Source organism: Janthinobacterium sp. LS2A, assembly GCF_036543145.1.
Classification (GTDB): Bacteria; Pseudomonadota; Gammaproteobacteria; order Burkholderiales; family Burkholderiaceae_D; genus Janthinobacterium; species Janthinobacterium aestuarii.
Genome location: NZ_JAZHPB010000001.1, coordinates 701,765 through 719,712 on the forward strand (window position 1 = coordinate 701,765; position 17,948 = coordinate 719,712).

16 protein-coding genes are annotated in these 17,948 nt (G+C 61.4%); 9 read left to right on the top strand and 7 right to left on the bottom strand.

The genetic code is table 11. The annotated features are described in order from the left end of the window. The first annotated feature begins 108 nt into the window (after window positions 1-108). The 4 genes from V3C40_RS03230 to V3C40_RS03245 are packed head-to-tail and all read left to right on the top strand — an operon-like array spanning window position 109 to window position 4,951. Entirely contained in the window at window positions 109-1,503 is a 1,395-nt protein-coding gene (locus V3C40_RS03230; RefSeq protein ID WP_072453508.1) for a class I SAM-dependent methyltransferase, read from the top strand. After that, window positions 1,503-2,846, top strand: coding sequence for a sensor histidine kinase (locus V3C40_RS03235; RefSeq protein WP_034755965.1), 1,344 nt, complete (start codon window positions 1,503-1,505; stop codon window positions 2,844-2,846). Before V3C40_RS03230 ends, V3C40_RS03235 begins: the two co-directional genes overlap by 1 nt. Window position 2,847: 1 nt before the next feature. After that, window positions 2,848-3,945 carry a hybrid sensor histidine kinase/response regulator gene (locus tag V3C40_RS03240; protein WP_331776499.1) on the top strand — a complete coding sequence of 366 codons (1,098 nt, stop codon included), beginning with the start codon at window positions 2,848-2,850 and terminating at the stop codon, window positions 3,943-3,945. Next, on the top strand, window positions 3,938-4,951 hold the full coding sequence (locus V3C40_RS03245; RefSeq protein WP_219328945.1) for a response regulator: 1,014 nt from the start codon (window positions 3,938-3,940) through the stop codon (window positions 4,949-4,951). The genes V3C40_RS03240 and V3C40_RS03245 overlap by 8 nt, the downstream gene beginning before the upstream one ends. A 72-nt stretch (window positions 4,952-5,023) precedes the next feature. Here V3C40_RS03245 and V3C40_RS03250 read toward each other — a convergent pair whose 3' ends face one another. Continuing rightward, window positions 5,024-5,551 (bottom strand): SRPBCC family protein, encoded by a 528-nt coding sequence (locus V3C40_RS03250; RefSeq protein WP_070302552.1) that lies wholly within the window; start codon window positions 5,549-5,551, stop codon window positions 5,024-5,026. Between the two features lie 228 nt (window positions 5,552-5,779). Here V3C40_RS03250 and V3C40_RS03255 point away from each other — a divergent pair, with 228 nt between their 5' ends. Further along, complete coding sequence (locus tag V3C40_RS03255; protein ID WP_034755976.1) at window positions 5,780-6,565, top strand: DNA/RNA non-specific endonuclease; 786 nt, start codon at window positions 5,780-5,782, stop codon at window positions 6,563-6,565. Window positions 6,566-6,586: 21 nt separating this feature from the next. Then, window positions 6,587-6,841 (top strand): hypothetical protein, encoded by a 255-nt coding sequence (locus V3C40_RS03260; protein ID WP_319991534.1) that lies wholly within the window; start codon window positions 6,587-6,589, stop codon window positions 6,839-6,841. 52 nt (window positions 6,842-6,893) lie between these two features. Here the strand turns inward: V3C40_RS03260 and V3C40_RS03265 are convergent, their stop codons facing one another. The 6 genes from V3C40_RS03265 to V3C40_RS03290 form a co-directional block, all read right to left on the bottom strand. Continuing rightward, window positions 6,894-9,728, bottom strand: a complete 2,835-nt coding sequence (locus V3C40_RS03265) for a TonB-dependent receptor (RefSeq protein ID WP_175560463.1) — start codon at window positions 9,726-9,728, stop codon at window positions 6,894-6,896. 657 nt (window positions 9,729-10,385) lie between these two features. Continuing rightward, window positions 10,386-13,262: a M16 family metallopeptidase gene (locus tag V3C40_RS03270; protein ID WP_331776500.1), complete on the bottom strand. Its 2,877-nt coding sequence runs from the start codon at window positions 13,260-13,262 to the stop codon at window positions 10,386-10,388. Window positions 13,263-13,338: 76 nt separating this feature from the next. Then, window positions 13,339-13,671 (bottom strand): type II toxin-antitoxin system RelE/ParE family toxin, encoded by a 333-nt coding sequence (locus V3C40_RS03275; protein ID WP_331776501.1) that lies wholly within the window; start codon window positions 13,669-13,671, stop codon window positions 13,339-13,341. Between the two features lies 1 nt (window position 13,672). After that, entirely contained in the window at window positions 13,673-13,960 is a 288-nt protein-coding gene (locus V3C40_RS03280; RefSeq protein WP_070302789.1) for a type II toxin-antitoxin system Phd/YefM family antitoxin, read from the bottom strand. Between the two features lie 82 nt (window positions 13,961-14,042). Continuing rightward, the gene (locus tag V3C40_RS03285) at window positions 14,043-15,029 is read right to left on the bottom strand and encodes a sensor domain-containing diguanylate cyclase (RefSeq protein ID WP_257620405.1); all 987 of its coding nucleotides are present in this window, start codon (window positions 15,027-15,029) and stop codon (window positions 14,043-14,045) included. Between the two features lie 89 nt (window positions 15,030-15,118). Further along, window positions 15,119-16,018: a sensor histidine kinase gene (locus V3C40_RS03290; RefSeq protein WP_331776502.1), complete on the bottom strand. Its 900-nt coding sequence runs from the start codon at window positions 16,016-16,018 to the stop codon at window positions 15,119-15,121. Between the two features lie 288 nt (window positions 16,019-16,306). On the opposite strand from V3C40_RS03290, the gene queE reads away from it, so the two are divergent. From queE to tadA, 3 genes are read left to right on the top strand one after another with little or no spacing between them, the layout of a single operon-like run. Continuing rightward, complete coding sequence (gene queE, locus V3C40_RS03295) at window positions 16,307-16,942, top strand: 7-carboxy-7-deazaguanine synthase (protein ID WP_034755996.1); 636 nt, start codon at window positions 16,307-16,309, stop codon at window positions 16,940-16,942. Between the two features lie 9 nt (window positions 16,943-16,951). Next, window positions 16,952-17,398: a 6-carboxytetrahydropterin synthase QueD gene (queD, locus tag V3C40_RS03300; protein WP_034755997.1), complete on the top strand. Its 447-nt coding sequence runs from the start codon at window positions 16,952-16,954 to the stop codon at window positions 17,396-17,398. After that, window positions 17,391-17,900, top strand: coding sequence for a tRNA adenosine(34) deaminase TadA (gene tadA / locus V3C40_RS03305; protein WP_034755999.1), 510 nt, complete (start codon window positions 17,391-17,393; stop codon window positions 17,898-17,900). Before queD ends, tadA begins: the two co-directional genes overlap by 8 nt. Window positions 17,901-17,948: the final 48 nt, after the last annotated feature.

The window sequence follows — 17,948 nt, forward strand, 5'->3', positions numbered from 1 at the left end:
TGGCGGAGCCGGCGGCAAACGACCGGTATGCCGTGCCTTAACCCAGCCTGGAATCTGGTGTCACCAGTGTGGTGCGCCGGAAACCGGGCAACTTGATAATGCTCAATCGTGTATTCACAATCGCAGATCGATCCAGTCGTCAGTTTCCGCAACACCCAGGGTGAGGCGGTGCGCGGCACGATTTTCAACTTGCAGCGCAATTCGCTGGTCATGGAAATCTACAATCCATACTCGATTGTGCAGGTCAGCGAGGTGCTCAATGACGTGACGGTGAGGATGGGGGCGAAAAACGCCTACGTCGGCAAGGCCGTCGTCATCAGCAGCGTCAATACGGGCCTGACCGCCATCGTTTCCGTGACCCTGATCGACGAGTGGCGCGAATTGAGCGACGTGGTCGTCGTCAAGGGCGCCGTATTGAAAGAGTCCAGCGCCTTTGTCGCCGGCTGGGGCGAGCGCTTCCGCATCCGCCGCGACTACCAGATCGTCGTCAACGAAATGCGCGCCTTTTTGTCGGAAGTGGCGCGCTGGGTCGAACAGGTCGACTTGTCCGACTCGCTGCCCAAGGAAAACGGCCGGCTGCGCCCCGATATCTTCGATGAGCTGGCCTTGCCGCTGATGGAGCAGACCCAGCTTTACTTGCGCCAGCTCGAGGTAGAAGCCTCGCTCGTCGAGGAAGAGCGGGCACCGGCCCACCGCGCATTTGCCCAGGCGGCGCTGCATCCTTTGATCCTGCGCGCGCCGTTCGTCTTCCGCACGTTTACCAAGCCGCTCGGCTATGCGGGCGATTACCAGATGGTCAACCAGCTGCTCGACGATCCGCGCCAGGGTCCGAGCACGTATTTTCAGATCGTCAATGCGGCCTTCTTGCAGGCGGCCGTAGCCACCGCGCACCGCAACCGCATCGATATCCTGACGGAATTCCTGTCGCAAAAGGCGGCCGCAGCGCGCGCCGCCGGGCGTGTGTACAAGGTGCTCAACGTGGGCTGCGGCCCGGCCATCGAGGTGCAGCGTTTTCTCGAGACGTGCCCCGATGCGCAGTGGCTGGCCTTCGAGCTGGTCGACTTCAGCAGCGAGACCCTGGACTGGACGCGCGCGCGCCTGACCACCATCATGCAGCGCACGGGGAGAGTGGTCGAGATCGATTATGTGCACGACTCCGTGCATAACCTGCTCAAGCGCCGCCATGGCTCTGGCATCACGGGCTTGCCCGGCAGTTTCGACGCCGTGTATTGCGCCGGCCTGTTCGACTACCTGTCCGACAAGGTGTGCGCGCGCCTGCTGATGCACTTCGCCTCGCGCGTGGGGCCGGGCGGACGTTTGCTCGTCACCAATGTGCATGCGAATAATCCGGGCAAATTCGGCATGGAGCATTTGCTCGAATGGCATTTGATCTATCGCAATGAAGCGGGCCTGTCGGCCTTGCTGCCCGAGCACGCGACGGATCCGCTGATCTATGTCGACGCGACGGGCGTGAATGTGTTCGCGGAAGTGAGCATTCCTTGATGGATACCCCAGGCCTGCACGCCGGCTACACGGCCGTTTTGCGCGACTTCCGCCTGGAATTCAGCCGCGGCGGGGCGTACACGGGCATCGTGCTGATCCTGCTGGGCATGGGCCTCGATTCGGCCCTGTATCCGGACAAGCAGTCGGCGTTTACCAGCGCGCGCATCGTCGTCTCCGTGCTGATCTTCTGTGTCGTGCTGGCCATGCGCACGCGCTGGGCGCAAGACCGCATCCAGGGGCTGACGTTTGTCTGGCTGATCCTGCCGCAAATCATGATCGCCTGGATGATCGCCATCACGGAAGGCGCCACTTCGATCTATTACGTGGGCATGACCCTGGCCATCTATTCGTCGGGCATCGTGCTCGCTTTCGGCTTGTGGCAAAACATGGTCTTTGGCGCCATCTCCTGCCTGCTGTACGTGGGCGCCTGCGCCTGGCATGCGGGCGGCTTCGACTTGCCGGGCACGTTTGTCGTCAACTGTCTGTTCCTCATCATGTCGGCCAGCATCAGCGCCGTCTTTACGTATTTCAACGAGCGCGCCCGCTTCATGCTGTTCCAGCTGAAGGCGGAAGTGGCGCAAAAGAACACGCAGCTGGAAGAAACCAACAAAAGCCTGGCCGATATCAAAGGGCAGATGCTGCAGCAGGAGAAAATGGCCGCCATCGGCACCCTGGCCGCCGGCATGCTGCATGAAGTCAATAACCCCGTGAATTTCTGCATGATGGCCATCGAAGTGGCCATCGAGGACCCGGTCGCCAAGCAAAGCGCGCTGGTCAGCGAATGCCTGGCCGACGCCAAGCAGGGCATGCTGCGCGTGCAGCACATCGTGTCCGACTTGAAGACCTTTGCCTACCGCAAGAGCGGCAACCAGCTGGAAACGGGACACTTCCAGTTCCGCAGCGCGCTCGACGCGGCCATCCGCCTGGTGGGCCATGAAACGAAGAATGTCAGCATCAGCCACGACTTGCCGGTCGACACCCTGGTGCGCGGCGACGAGGCGGCCATCGTGGGCGTGCTGATCAACTTGCTGGGCAATGCCGTGCTGTCCATGCGCAAGGGCAATGCGCCACCGTTCGAGATCCGCATCACTGCCCATTGGGATGACAAGCGCCTGCGCATCAGCGTGCGCGACAACGGTCCCGGCATCGCCCCGGAAAACCTGGCGCGTGTGTTCGAGCCGTTCTTTACCACGCGCGAAGTGGGGCAGGGACTGGGCTTGGGCCTGAGCATCAGCTATGGCGTGATCGAGCGCCACGGCGGAACATTGAGCGCCGAAAGCGAGCTGGGCAAATGGGCCAGCATGAATTTCGACTTGCAGCGCTCCGATTGGGAGGGCCGCTAGCATGGACAGCGATAGCCGCGCCAGCGTGCTGTACGTGGACGATGAAGCGCTCGCCTGCAAGTATTTCGAGCGCGCAGTCGGTCCCCGTTACCGCGTATTGACGGCGCAGAGCGTCGATGCGGCGCTGGCCTTGCTGGAAGACGAGGCCGGCCAGATCGACGTGCTCGTCACCGATTACCGCATGCCGGACCGCCTGGGTAGCGAGCTGCTGCAGGAAGTGGCGCAGCGCTATCCGCACATCGTCTGCATGCTGGTGACGGCCTATGCGGACAAGGACGTGCTGCTCGAGCTGATCAATGGCGGCACCTTGTTCCGTTTGCTGGAAAAGCCGCTCGACCTGGCCGCCATGCAAACGGCGCTGCAGCTGGCCGTGCAGACGGGCCGCGAACGGGCCGCGCGCCGCCAGGGCCTGGTGGCGATGGAAGAATCGCTGGCCTTCCTTGCGCATGAATTGAACACGCCGCTGGCGGCCATCGCCAATTTTGCGCGCGGCATCGCGCGGCGCGCGCAGGCGGACGCCGCGCCGCAGGCCGAGATCGGCGAAGCGGCCGCCTTGATGCACGACAATGCGCGCTATTGTTTGTCCGTTCTGGCCAGCTTTATCGACACGGTGCGTCTGGCTAGTGCCGGGCCCGGCATGCAGGGCGGACGCCGCGCCGGCAGCGCGCGCCAGCTGCTGGACGCCTTGCTCGACAGTTATCCCTTGAGCGCGGCCCAGCGCGCCGCCATCACGGTCGAAGTGGGCGAAGATTTTTCCATCGCCGAGTCGCCCAATTGCGTCGCGCTGATATTATCGTCCGTGCTGGCGAATGCCTTGCGTTCGGCAGGCGAGCAAGCCCGGCCTGCGATCGGCATCCGCATCGATGCCGGGCGCATCACGGTGCGCGACAATGGCGCCGGCATCGCCCCCGAGATTGTGGAACAGCTGTTGATCGACCCCGTCAGTGCCGGCGGCGGCGAAGGCAAGGGCTGGGGCATGGTGTTTTGCCACCGCATGATGCAGTCGTTCGGCGGCAACCTCGATATCGCCACCGAGTTTGGCACGTCCACCACGGTAACCCTGAATTTTCCAGTACATATAAGGAACGAGCATGATTGACGCCAATCTGCGTTTACCGGCTCAGCGTGAGCCGGCGCAAGGCTTGCCGACGATACTCTATGTCGATGACGAGGCCAACGCCCTCAAATACTTCCAGCGCGCCATCGCGCCGCTGGCCGACGTGCTGACGGCCACCTCGGTCGAGGAGGGCAAGCGCATCCTCGACGAGCAGGCCGACCGCATCGCCGTGCTGGTGTCGGATCAGCGCATGCCTGGCGCCTACGGCAACGAGCTGCTGTCGTACGCCTGGGATCGCCATCCGCACATCGTGCGCATTCTGACCACCGCGTATTCCGAACTCGAGCACACGGTGGAAGCCGTCAACCAGGGGCAGATCCACCGCTATATCCAGAAGCCGTGGGATATCGCGGCCCTGCGCATGGAACTCAAGCAGGCGCTGGAACTGGCGCGCTTGCGCAATGAACACGCCCAGTTGTTGCGCGAAAAGCTGATGGTGCGCCAGCGGCAAGCCGTCGCCAACCGCATCGGCACCCTGTACGCCCTGTGCGCCAGCCTGGCCGGTCCGGAACAGCAACTGCCCGTGGAAGCGTATCTGTCGGCGGCCCTGACGGCTGGCGTCACGCCGCCCGAGCCGGACTGGCTGCTGATGGATTATGCCGACCTGGTCAGCTCGGAAGCGTTCCGCGGCACGGCCTTTGCCGCCGCCGTACGCCAGCAGCTCGACACGCTCGAGCGCGAGCATCCGGGGCGTGGCGTGGAGCAGGCGATCGACATGCTGCTGCCCGTGTTTGGCGCGGCGCTGCAAAACCAGGGCGGCACGGCGCTGTTCCTCGATGGACGGCTGCTGACGGAATTCCTGGAAACGCCGACCACCACGCCCGTCTCGCCCATCCACTCGTTCTGGCTGGCCAGCTTGCTGTGGCTGGCGCGGCGCGGCTGGTCCCTGCAGTTGAGCAAGACGGAATCGGGCTTGCAGGGCAAGGTAGTGCAGGCTGAACCGGCGCTTACGCCAGACCACCTGGCCGCCTGGATCGAGCAGTTCTAAGCATGCCCCCGCAAGGGGGCGCCAAGTAAAACAGGGCCGCGCGGGCCCTGTTTCCTTTTGCTGCGAGCGGGCTTAGCGCTCCGCGGCCGCCTTCAGGTTGTTCAAGCCTTTTTCAAAATCCTTGCCGATCATCCTGTCCATGCTGACGAAGACCGTCATGACCTTGCTGACGTAAGGGCTGGGGCCCGTCATGGTCCAGTTCACCTTGGTGCTGTCGCCCTCGGGCGTCATGGTAAACGTGGTGGTGTTGTGGCTTTCGAAGGGCTTGAGGAAGTCCAGCTTGATGACGGTGCGTTCGGGCTGGGCCGCTTCCGTGATTTCCATGCGGCCGGCGCCCACCTTGTCATTGCCTTGCCATGCATATTGCGCACCCAGGCCATTGGCCGGCCCCGTAAACGTGCGGCGCATGGCCGGGTCGAGCTTTTCCCACGGCGACCAGGCGGCCCAGTAATGAAAGTCCGTGATCAGGGCGGCGATTTTCTCGGGCGGGGCCTTGATGGTGATTTCGCGCTGGACACTGAAAGTATCGGGCTTGGTGGTGGCATAGCCGAGGATGGCGGCGACGACGACAACGATCAGCAGCAGGGTTTTTTTGATCATATGCTCTCCAAATCTTGAATGGTCGATGCGAACGAATCTAGGCAATCTTAGCAGATATGAATGGCTGTGCGCGGCCTGTTGGCCTTTATTTGCGCCAGCTCTGCGCAGAGCCGCCCGTACGCCCATCTGCACGTCGCGCACAGGTGCGCACGCCAGGTTTATGCAGGTTTGTGGTGACGGCCGCCGTCCGCTAGAATGCTGGCCTGCAAAGATTTCACTTAGGGAAATATGATTCAACGATCGATCGCCAGGCTGACCCTGGCGTGCGGCTTGCTGGCTTCCGCCTTTGCCGCGAACCTGGCGCATGCCGATGCCTGTCCGGCCCATTACGTCGATGGCCGCAAGCCGGAAATCACCAACCCCAAGCTGGACGTGGCGACCAAGGAGCTGTGCTACAACGTGTTTGGCGTAATGCACTCGGGTATCACGCGCACGCCGCTGTGGTCGGCCGAGCACTTGACGGCGAACAATCTGGAAGCGGCGCAGGACTTGTCGCGCGAAAACTCCTTCCACGCCGAACGCAAGCTGCCTGCCGCCCAGCGTGCCGAGCTGGCCGACTATGCGCGCAGCGGCTTCGACCGTGGCCACATGGCGCCCAACGGCGACATGCCGGACCGCCAGAGCCAGCGCGACAGCTTTACCCTGGCCAACATGGTACCGCAAGATTCGCGCAACAACCGCTATGTGTGGGCCGGCATCGAAGGCGCCGTGCGCAAGATGGCGAAAAAAGAAGGCGACCTGTACGTGATCACGGGGCCGGCTTTTATTGGCGGCAACTTGCGCAAGGTGGGCCGGGTGATCGTGCCCAGCCATCTGTACAAGGCCGTGTACAGCCCGCGCCAGCGCGCCGGCGCCGCCTACTTCATTGAAAACGTCGATACCAAGACGTATGAAGTGCTGAGCATTGCGCAACTGGAAGACAGGATAGGCATCGATCTGTTACCGTCGCTGACGCGCCAGCAAAAGCTGCGCATGCTGAGTTTGCCCAAGGTGAAGAGCAAGTCCAAAAAATAAGACCGTCAAAAAGGAAATCCCATGTGCGCAAAGAAATTCGTCCCGTATGCCAATGAAAGCGATGTGCTGGAAATCGGCAGCCTGACCATCGAAAACCGGATCGACCGCATCAGCATCAGTGGCGACATCGATCTGACCCTGGACAAGCCGGGCCTGGCCCTGGCCAAACAGCTGCAAAAACTGCTGGGCGACGTGGTGGCGCAGCTGGAAAAGCAGGAACTGCCTGACCAGCTGCCGCCGCCCGAGGTGACGTCGGTGGCCAATCCCTTCGAGTAGTGGTCACAAAAAACGCCTCCCGAAGGAGGCGTTGGTCTCTGCGTGCGGTTAATTAAAACGTGTAGCGCGCATTGAAGGTGAAGTAACGGCCATAGGCGTTATGCAAGCCTTCGTTGTAACCCTCGAGTGGGTAGGCTGGATCGTATGGTGCGGCACGGTCGAACAGATTCTGGATATTGATGCCCAGGCTCAGGTTCTTGAAGCCGGTGTACGTATAGCCCAGACCCACGGTGGTCCAGCTGGCGACTTTGCAGTCCGGGAAGGCTGCTTCATAACCAGGGATCGTAGTATTGCGATCCGGCGCCGCGTCGGTAGGCTTCTTCGTGCCGTAGTAGCAGAAAGGCTGGTCGTAGGTCTCGGCGCCGTCGCGGTTGCGCTTGAGCGATACGCTGCCAACGAAGTTCAGCGAAGCATTGACGCTATGGTCGCCACGCGTCCAGTTGGTGGTCAGCGAAGCCTTGACCTTCGGCATGTCGGTGCCGGTGGACAATTGCCAGTCATAAATGCCTGGACGCGTACCGGTGACGTTGCTGACCGTGTCGCCTTCATGCTGTTCCAGCTTGTAGCTGTAGACGTAGGTGCCGCGCAAGGCGGTGCTGAGCGAGCCCCATTCGCCGAGCTTGTTACGCAGACGCGTTTCAAAGTCCACGCCGCGCAGTTCGGTGGAACCCTGGTTGGACCAAGGAGTCTTGACCGACAGCAAGGTGCCCGTGCCGGGAATCGCATTGCCGTTCGCATCGGTGATGAAGTTGGCTGGATTCGGATCGCGCAGGACGTTTTCCGGCGCGCGGTCTTCGTTCTTCAGCGCTTCGCTGGCCGTACCCAGCGCCACTTCTTTTTCCTTGCGCACGCGATACACGTCAACGACAAAGTCGATGTTGGAGGTCGGCGAGTAGATCAGGCCCAGCGAGTAGCTTTTCGACGTTTCCGGCTTCAGGTCCGGATTGGCGCCACCGACGCCAGAGATCGATTTGCTGCAGTCGGCCGTCACGCCACCTGGACGCGGGGTGCTTTCATCTTCCTGGCAGCGTTTCGGATCCCACACGCCGGACAGGAAGAATTGCGCGCCGCCTGGTGTCACTTGCGACAGTGCCGGAGCGCGGAAACCTTCGGCATACGTGCCGCGGAAGGCCAGCGTATCCGTAGCGGTCCATTTGGCGCCCACTTTTGGCACGAAGTTGGTTTTGATGCCAGGGTATTTGTCTACCCGGCCGGCAAAGTCCATCTCGAAGCTCTTGGTGAATGGCGTACGCAGCTCGACGAAGGCCGACTTGACGTTGCGTTGGCCGTCGATAATGGTATTCGACTGTCCGTAGATCTCGCCCTTGGCCACCTTGCTGTCCGGATCGATGCGGATTTTCTCCTGGCGCAGTTCGAAGCCGACGGCCAAGCCCATGGCACCGCCGCCCAGCTTGCCGAATTCCGTGCTGGCCTTGCCGTCGAGCTGGAAGATTTCCGCCAAGCCTTCGCTTTTCGGATCGTAGCCGATGGTCGGGTCGGCAGCCAGTTGGGCCAGCGACGTGCCGGTATTGAGTTTGCGCAAGGTAGGCAGGTACAGGCGGCCATATTGCGTTTCATCGCGTTCCGAACGGTTCCACAGCAGGCCGGTGTCCCAGCTCCAGCCGAAGTGATCGCCTTGCAGGCCCGTCAGCAAACGCATGTTCTGGTTGACCGTTTCCGAGCCGCCGCGCAGGTTTTCAAAGCGGTAGGCAACCGAGGCGCGGGCATTCGTCAGCGGATTGTCCGGATGGCCAATCGGCAGGATGGCCTGGAATGGATCGGCCAGGCCCGTCGCCATGTAGTTGGTGACGGAGGTCGTGCCGAGGGTGATCGGCACGCCCGTGTACGAACGCGAGGAGCGCGTGTAAGCCGCTTCGGCGTAACCGGTGATGCTGCTGCTGAGCTTCAAGGTGCCGCGGCTAAGCACGCTGGCATCGCGGCCGTCGCCCTGGCTTTCGAGGAATCGGTCGGCATCGTAATTACAGAAGGTGCGGCCAATCAGGATGCTCGTCGGCAGCAGGCCATCCTTGGTGCCGCCCGTGATGCGTTCCGACGGGTCGCAGCCCAGATTGAACGTCACGCGCTGTGGCGCGTTCGCTTGCGTCACGCCGAAGTTGCGCGAGCCTGGCGACGATTCGCGGTACACGGTCGCGTACTTCGAGATGGAACTCGAGTAGTTGGAGCGGAAGCGGCCGTTCAAGTCCTGGTAGGTCGAGTAGGCGATATCCTTGGCGTCGCGGCGGGCAACGCGGTCGCGCTGCGAGAAGTCGGCTGCGACGAAGACGTTGTAGCCATCGGTTTCGAGGTCGCCCGTGCCGAAGAAGCCACTGACGTTCTTGCGGCGGAACAAACCATCGTCGTTGGCGCCTGCATTGCCGGCGATTTGCGCACCGCGATAGTTCGATTTGGTGATGAAGTTGATGACGCCGCCGATGGCATCCGAGCCGTAGACGGCCGATGCGCCGTCTTTCAGGATTTCGACGCGGTCCAGGGCGGACAACGGGATGCTGTTCAAGTCATACAGGGTGGAGTTGCCGTTGTTCGGGTCGGCGTAGGCCGATGGCGTCATGCGCCGTCCGTTCAACAGGATCAGGGTGGAGCTTGAGCCCAGGCCGCGCAGCGAAGCGGTGGCGACACCCTTGGCAAAACCGGAACCGCCGAGCTGGTCCTGGTTGGTATCGGTGCCCATCGATGGCACCAGTTTCATCAGTTCGGCAACGGTCGATGCGCCGCTGTCCTTGATATCCTTGGCGGTAATCACGTCGACAGGGGAGGTGCCTTCCTTGTCGGCCCGCTTCAAGTTCGAACCGGTAATGAGAATTTTTTGCAGCGCTGGCTCCTGCGGTGCCAGTTGCGCGTAGACCAATTGCGAGGAAGACAAGGTCAAGGCGACTGCGATCACACTTTGTTTTAAGACTATTTTTTTAAGCAAAATATTCTCCATCGAATTTCAACTGCTGAACACATGGTCGGACATCGTTGTACGATGCGCGACTTTCCCGGTCTAGTGGATCGCTTCAGCGATTTTTGTTGCAAAACCGTATAAACAGTATTGCCTAGACCTTTATCAAAACATTTTCAGAAAAGTTGCGCCATGCTTTTTTCAACATTGTCACGTTGACACAACAGTTTATACAGAATATTTTTATGCTTACATATTTGGTAAAAAATTGATGGCAGGAAAAAGATTTTATGTTAAGAAATGTCTTGAAATTGATAAATAATTAATGAAAAAAACACAACATAATATTATTAACTTATTGTTTTATAAGGAATAATTTAAAATTATTCTCTGTCATTGTTACTTTTTGTTGTTTTGCGGATGTCCATTCAAGTTGCAAACTTTTACATTTGTAATATGTTGCAGATGCACTATTCTGGTGCGGTGGCGGAGCCTCTATGATGTTCCCGGCGAGGCGAGATAATATCGGCAGATAATCGTAATCTGATGTTGCGATGCGCCATTTCTGTGCATAAAAAAAGCCGCCAGCTTTATGCTGGCGGCCATGATTGCATTTACTTGGTGCGTTATTTTTTGCTGCGCTTACTTCGCGAACGCCTGCGCCGCCGGTGTCACCGTGACGGCCGCCGGCTGGATGTCCAGCTTCATCGCGCCGATGACCTTGTCTTCATCGAGCAGCGCTTGCGGCTTGTTGCCGTCGTACTTGATGGGAGAAAACGCGTCGCTGACGAGCTTTTCCTTCAGGCCGGCCGCATCCTTGGCGACGATCACCACGGACAGGTTCTTTGCCGACAAATGTTGCTTGATGGCGCGGTTGACGTCCGCCAGCGTCAGTGTCGACAATGCATCACGCATCAGCTTGGTGAACTCGGGCGTGCCATACCATTGCGAATCGAGCGCATAGCCCAGTTGCTGGTCTTGCGTCGACGTCATGACGAAGACGTTCTTCATCAGGTAGTCGCGCGTGGTGGCGAAATCGTCCTGCGTCAGGCCGTTGTCGATCAGCTTGCCCAGCTCCGTCAGGGCCACGCGCAGCGCGAAGTGGGCGTTGTCCGGCGCCACGGGGCGGATCCAGATTTCGAACAGCTGCGCCTTGCGGCCCAGGTTCGGGTTCGGAAAGAACTGGAACATGCCGCGCGGGAAGGCTTCAATGTACGCGTAATCGCCATAGTTCATGCCGCGGATTTCACGGATGCGCTGGTACAGATAGGAATTCGAGGCGCGATGCTCGCCCAGCCATGTCTTCGCCAGCCACAAGGCGGGGAAGTCCGGGTGCGTGCGCGTCACCTCCAAAGGCAGGCCGAAGGAAATGGCCGTGGCGCGCGTGTTTTTCTCGATGATTTCCACTTCCAGGCCGTTTGCCTTGCGGCCCGCGGGTTTCACTGTGGCAGGCAAGCCTGGGCCGGCCGGCAAGCTTGCCAGCGCCTGCGTCAGTGACGCCGTCATGGCCTCGGAGACGTCGCCGGAAATGCCCACCTTGACGGCGCCTTGCGCATACGCGCTCTTCCAGAACTGTTTCACGTCGTCGAGGGTGATGGCGTCGATGCCGGCGACCGTGCCCAGCACCGGGTGGCCGTACGGCGTGCCCGCATACACATTCGTTTGCAGGCGTTCCTTGGCGAATTCCTCTTCGTTATTGTCTTTCAGGTCCAGCAGCAGCGCGTTCTTTTGCGCATCTTTCAGGCGGCGGAAGTCGTCTTCGCGGAAACCGGGCGACAGCAGCAGCGGCAGGGCGATGGTGTTGAACTGCGTCCAGTTATCCTTGTGGATGGAGCCCGTAAACGTCGTCATTTCCTTGTCCGTCTGCTGGCTGAAACTGCCGGCCAGCGGGAACAGGGCCTGGTTGACTTCGTCGATCTTGCGCTCGGACGAGCCGCCGGACGCCACCATGGACGCCGTCAGCGCGGCCAAACCTTCCTTGCCTTGCGGATCTTGCGCGGAACCTGCCATAAACAGCAGCTTGTAGCGGATTTGCGGCAGCGCGGACTTTTGCACCAGCACGTCGAACTTCGCGTTCGAGGCGGCCGGCAGCAGGCTGGCCAGCTTCGGCGTGGTGGCGATGGCGGCGGCCATTGGCTGATGCGACAGGGTCGTGACCACCAGGCCATCGTCCGTCAGGTATTTGCGCGCGGCTGCCTGCAGGTCGGCCGGCGTGAGCGTATCGATCAGGCGGTAGTACTGGTTGATGGTGGCATACGAGCGGTCGAAATGCACGAACGACGCCAGGGTGCCGGCGATCTGCTCCGTGTTGTCGAGCGAGCGTATCAAACCGTATTTTTCCGCCGACTTGGCGTCCGCCAGGTCTTTTTCGCTCACTGGCGTGTCGCGCAGCTGCGCCACGGTAGCCAGGATGGCGTCGCGCACGTAGACGGCGTCATCGATATTTTTCACGCGCGCGCCCAGCACGGCCAGGGTCGGGTCGACCCGGTCCGGCGTCATCTCGAACAGCTGGTCAACCTTTTGCTCGTTTTGCACGAGGCGTTTATACAGCGGCGAGGTGCGGCCGAACGACAGCGACAGCAACGTTGCCAGTGCCGCCTGGTCCTTGTCCTTCACGGAAAACGCGGGCGCGTGGAAGCCGACGGCCACCCATGGCAGGGTCGGCGTGGGCCAGGCCACATGCTTGTAGACGGGGCCGCGCGGCGAGGGTTCGACGGGCACGGCCGCCTGCTGCTTGCCGCGCTGCCAGCCGCTCCAGTATTTTTCCACCAGCGCGATGGCTTGCTGCGGTTCCACGTCGCCGGCGATGATGATGGTGGTGCGCTCGGGACGGTACCAGCGGTCGAAGAAGATCTTCGAATACGCGTACTGGTTCGGCATGTCTTCGATGTCCTGGATAAAACCCATCGTCGTGTGCTTGTAGGTATGCGTCGTGTAGGCGCTGTCGCGCATCACTTCGAACAGTTTCGAGACGGGATTGGCGCTGTTCTTGTTGTATTCGCCCAGCACGGCCCGCGATTCCGTCTTGAATGCGTCTTCTGCGTAGTCGAGGTGCTGGAAGCGGTCCGCTTCCACCTTCAGCACGGTTTCCAGGTCCTGCTTGGCAAACGTCGTGTGGTAATTGGTCAGGTCGTCGCTCGTATACGCGTTCTGGCGTGCGCCGGCGCGGGTGATCACTTCCTGGTATTTTTCGGGCGGATACGCTTTGGTGCCGCGGAACATCATGTGCTCGAAGAAGTGGGCAAAGCCGGATTTGCCTGGCTCGACTTCATTGCGCGAACCCGTCTGCACGGGAATCTGCAAGGAAACGAGGTTCGGGAAGCCGGTCGGCACGATGATGATCTTCAAGCCGTTGGGCAAGGTCTTTTCCGTGGCCTTGAACGGCAGCAAATCGGCCTTGCTGGCGGCGGCGCTATGCGCGGCGGCCGGTTTGACGGGCGCGGCGCCCAAGTTCGACGAGGCCATGGCCGACAGGGCCAGGGCGAAAGCGGGTAATAAAACGGGCATGATTCTTGACACGGGGGCTCCTTCTTTTTTGGAAATGTGGAAAGTGCAACGCCGCAGCATAGAATATTCGTGCCGCCCTGCATAGGGGCTACAAGTCGGGCCGCAGGATGCGGGCCGTGAGATGGCTGAGAAAATCGCGCCGGGTGGGCAGGAACATGCGGATGTACACGATGTCGTGCGCGCGGTCATGGTGGTAGACGACGCGGATCTCTTCGCACAGGCGTTGCCGCACATCCATGCCGACTTCGCGGGCTGCTTCGACGGGCGTGCCGCTGTCGGGAAAGGTTTTCAGATCAGAGAATAATTGCCGGAAAGCGACGATGAACTGCGCATGGGCGGCGGCAGTGTGGCGCGCCCTGAAATCGCTGCGCAGCTCATTGAAATCGGCTTGCGCGCTTTTCAGCACGACGATGCGCGTCATCTCAAGCCTGGTCGAGGCTGGCCAGGAAATCTTCTTCGGACACGACGTCGCCGCGCGCGATGTCCTGGTTGCCCATGGCGATCAGTTTCATGAACGCATGCTGTTCCTGCATCTGCTGCGCTTGCCGCTTGCCTTCCTGATACGCGTGCATGGACAGCACGACCATTTTCGCTTCGCCATTTTGCGTGATGATGATGGGCTCGTCCTGGCCAGCGTCAAAGCCGTTGACGATCTCCGTCGTATTGGCCTTGAGGTAGGAAATCGGCTTGATGCGTTCCTTGAGGTTCATGGCGGCTCCGGATGCGAAAAATTGTGACAGGACCAAATATACACCAAATTTGGTCGTGTTTCCTGATGCTGGTACTTGTTGCTTACGTCAGCGTCGTTTCCGGCAGGCTGATGCGGTTGCGGCCCAGGTGCTTGGCGCGGTAGAGGGCGCAGTCGGCCGTATGGATCAGCTGCCCCAGTTCCGTGCCGGGACCGGGCAGGGCCGTGGCGGCGCCGATGCTGACGGTGACGCAGGCGCCGTCCGGACGCTTGCGAGGCAGTTGCAGCCGCTCCACGCGATGGCGGATGCGTTCAGCCACGATGGCCGCGCCCTTGAGGGACTGGTTCGGCAGGATGACGGCAAACTCTTCGCCGCCGTAGCGCGCCACCAGGTCGTTGGCGCGCATTTCGCTGGCGACGGCGCCGGCGACCTTGCGCAGGCACAGGTCGCCGCCCTGGTGGCCGTGGCTGTCGTTGTATTCCTTGAAATTGTCGACGTCAACCATCAGCAGCGACAACGGCTGGCCCTGCCGCTGGGCGCGCTGCCACTCGGCCAGGATGGTGTCGTCGAAGCAGCGCCGGTTGGCCAGCCCCGTCAAGCCGTCGCGCGTGGCCAGGCGTTCCAGTTCCACGTGTGCGCGCTTTTCATCCGTCATGTCGCGCAGGGTTTCGACGACGGCGATCAGTTCGCCGTGATTGCCGTAGATGGGGCTGGCATCGACGGCCAGGTAGCGCCGCCGTCCCGTGCGCGGCATGTCGCACCAGTTTTCCGCGCACAGATTGCTGCCCGTGCTGCTGCGGTATTGCTGCTGGGTATGCAGGGCGCGCATGTCGCCGCCGCGCCCGGCCAGCAGCAGGTCGGCCAGCGTGGGGCGCTCGTCGTTGTAAAAGCAGCGGCCCGGTTCGCGCGCACCCAGCACTTCGGCCGCCGGTACGCCCGTCAACTGCTCGCAGGCGCGGTTCCAGATCATCACCTTGCCATGCACATCGAGTACAAAGGTGGGCACGACCAGCAATTCCATCATCTTGACGGCGAAACCCTGGGCTTCACCATATGGCGATGGGCTGGCATGTGCGTGGCTATCCGGCATGAAAGCATCCTTCTCGGGCGTGAATGGGGCTGGCTCGTTGGCCATGATGCAGCGTGGGGTAGTGACGGTGTTGATATTGAGCAATATTTTCAGTGATGGACCATTGCTTCGTCGTGGCAGACCGGCAGGGGCAGCGACACGCGCAAGGTGGTGCCGGCGCCGCTGCGGCTGTCGATGTGCAGGCTGCCGCCGGCGGCGGCCACGCGCTCATGCATGCCGGACAGGCCGCAACCGAGGCGCGGCGGCGAGCCCGACAGTCCGATGCCGTCGTCGCTGATGCGGCAAGCCACGGTGGCGCCCGTTTGCTGAAGACACAGCTGGACATGCGTGGCGTGCGCATGGCGGGCAATGTTCGCCAGCGCTTCCTGCACCACGTGATACAGCAAGGCACCATGCGTGCGGCCGGCGGCGGCGTCGAGCCGGTAGTCGCAGCCGCAGCCGATGCCGGTGGTGCGCGTGAAGTCGGCCAGCAGTTCGTCGCATGCCGCTTGCAGGCCGGCGTCGAGGGCAGGCGGGCGCAGGTCATGGATGACGCAGCGCAGCGCCGCGATAGTCAGGTCGACATTGCGCGCGATCACGGCCAGCTGTTGCGCCAGCTGGGGCGCCGCGTCATGAGTGCTGGTCTGCAGCATGGACAGGTCGATCTTCAGGGTCAGCAGATGCTGGCCCAGGTCGTCGTGAATGTCGCGCCCGATGCGCAGGCGTTCCTGTTCGCGCGCCTGCTGCTGCCCGCTGGTCAGGCGCGCCTGCTCGGCCTCTTCGCGCAGCTGTTCCAGCGCCTGCAGACGCAGCGCCAGGCGGTGCTGGCGCCACAGCAGCAGCGCGAGCGCGCAGAGCAGGATAGCGCAGGCCAGCATCAAAGGGGAGGGCGCACCGGCCGGCAGCTTTGGCCCGGCCGCGTATCCGGCGTGCAGGGTGGCGAGTGCGCTGGCCGCCAGACAGGCCAGAATGCTCAGACGGTACGGCAGGCGTAGCCAGCGTTGCATCATTTCTCGCTCCCCAAATGTTTTCCAGAAGGCAATCTTATTACAGAAAATATATTAACTGTGGGCTATTTATATTGTCTAAACGCAAAAGCCGCGCAGTTATGCCTTTCGCCGTGGCTTTCTGGTCCTTTGGCGCCGCACGGCCAGGTGACGGGCACGGCATTTGCACGGGAAGTGTCGTGGCGGCATATAATAGAGGGTTGTCAATCGGCTTTTGCGGTTCCGGCGGTATGCGCCGGCATCGCTGCGTACGCCCTGCGCGAGGACGCCAGCCAGCTCTTAGGAAATACAGTGACTTATAGCATCAAAGAGATTTTTTACACCCTGCAGGGCGAAGGTGCGCACGCGGGCCGTCCGGCCGTGTTTTGCCGCTTTTCCGGCTGCAACCTGTGGACGGGCCGCGAAAGCGACCGCGCCACGGCCGTGTGCCAGTTCTGCGACACGGATTTCGTCGGCACGGACGGCGAACTGGGCGGCAAATTCAAGACGCCCGAGGAACTGGCCGCGCTGATCGACAGCCTGTGGCCGGCCAGCTACGCACCGAGCAAATACGTGGTGTTTACGGGCGGCGAGCCGCTGCTGCAACTGGATACGGCCCTGATCGACGCCATGCACGCGGTCGGCTTTACCATCGCCATCGAAACCAACGGTACCTTGCCCGTGCCGGCCGGCGTGGACTGGATCTGCGTCAGCCCGAAGATGGGTTCGACACTGGTCGTCCACAAAGGCAATGAAATCAAGGTGGTCATTCCCCAGTTCCAGCAAGACCTGGCTGCCTACGAACAACTGGATTTCGAGAACTTCTTCGTGCAGGCGATGGATGGCCCCCTGGCCGCGCACAACATGAAGCTGGCCATCGAAACGTGCAAAAGCAACCCGAAGTGGAAGCTGAGCCTGCAAACCCATAAACTCCTGCAAATACCTTAACAAAACAATATGCTGACTATCACACGCAAGCTCGAATTCGACGCGGGCCACCGCATTCCCGACCACAAAAGCCAGTGCCGCAACCTGCACGGCCACCGCTACACGGTGGAAATCACCCTGGTCGGCAAGGTCATCGAAGCGGAAGGCAATTCCGACAATGGCATGATCATGGACTTTTCCGACGTGAAAACCCTGGCCAAGCAGCACCTAGTCGACGTGTGGGACCACGCCTTCCTCGTCTACGAAAAAGACACGGCCGTGCGCGACTTCCTGGCCAGCCTGCCCGACCATAAAACCGTCGTCATCGACCGCATCCCGACCGTGGAAAACCTGGCGCGCATCGCCTTCGACATCCTCAAGGCCGCATTTACCGACCATTTCGGCACGGGCTTGCACCTGCATAAGCTGGTGCTGCATGAAACGCCGAATTGCTGGGCAGAAGTCACCGATGACTGAAACGCACGCTAGCGCGCAGGACGCGCGCTACATGCAGCTGGCCCTGGAGCAGGCCCAGCACGCGTGGGACCTCGGTGAAGTGCCCGTTGGCGCCGTCGTCGTCAAGGATGGCGAAGTCATCGCCGTCGGCTACAACCAGCCCATCGGCCGCCACGATCCGACCGCGCACGCGGAAGTGATGGCCTTGCGCGCGGCCGCCGAAAAGCTCGGCAATTATCGCTTGCCCGGCTGCGAGCTGTACGTGACCCTGGAGCCGTGCGTGATGTGTTCGGGCGCCATGCTGCATGCGCGTCTGGCGCGCGTGGTGTATGGCGCGGGCGACCCGAAGACGGGCGCCTGCGGTTCCGTGCTGAACCTGTTCGAGCAGCCGGCGCTGAACCACCAGACGGCCATCGTCGGCGGCGTGCTGGCCGATGAGTGCGGCGCTTTTCTCAAGCGTTTCTTTGCCGAGCGCCGCCGCGCGCAAGCCGAGGCGCGCAAGCTGGCCCATCCGCCAGCCTGACATCAGCCCAAGATGCCTGCCATGCCAGCCCTCCAGGCTGGCATTTTT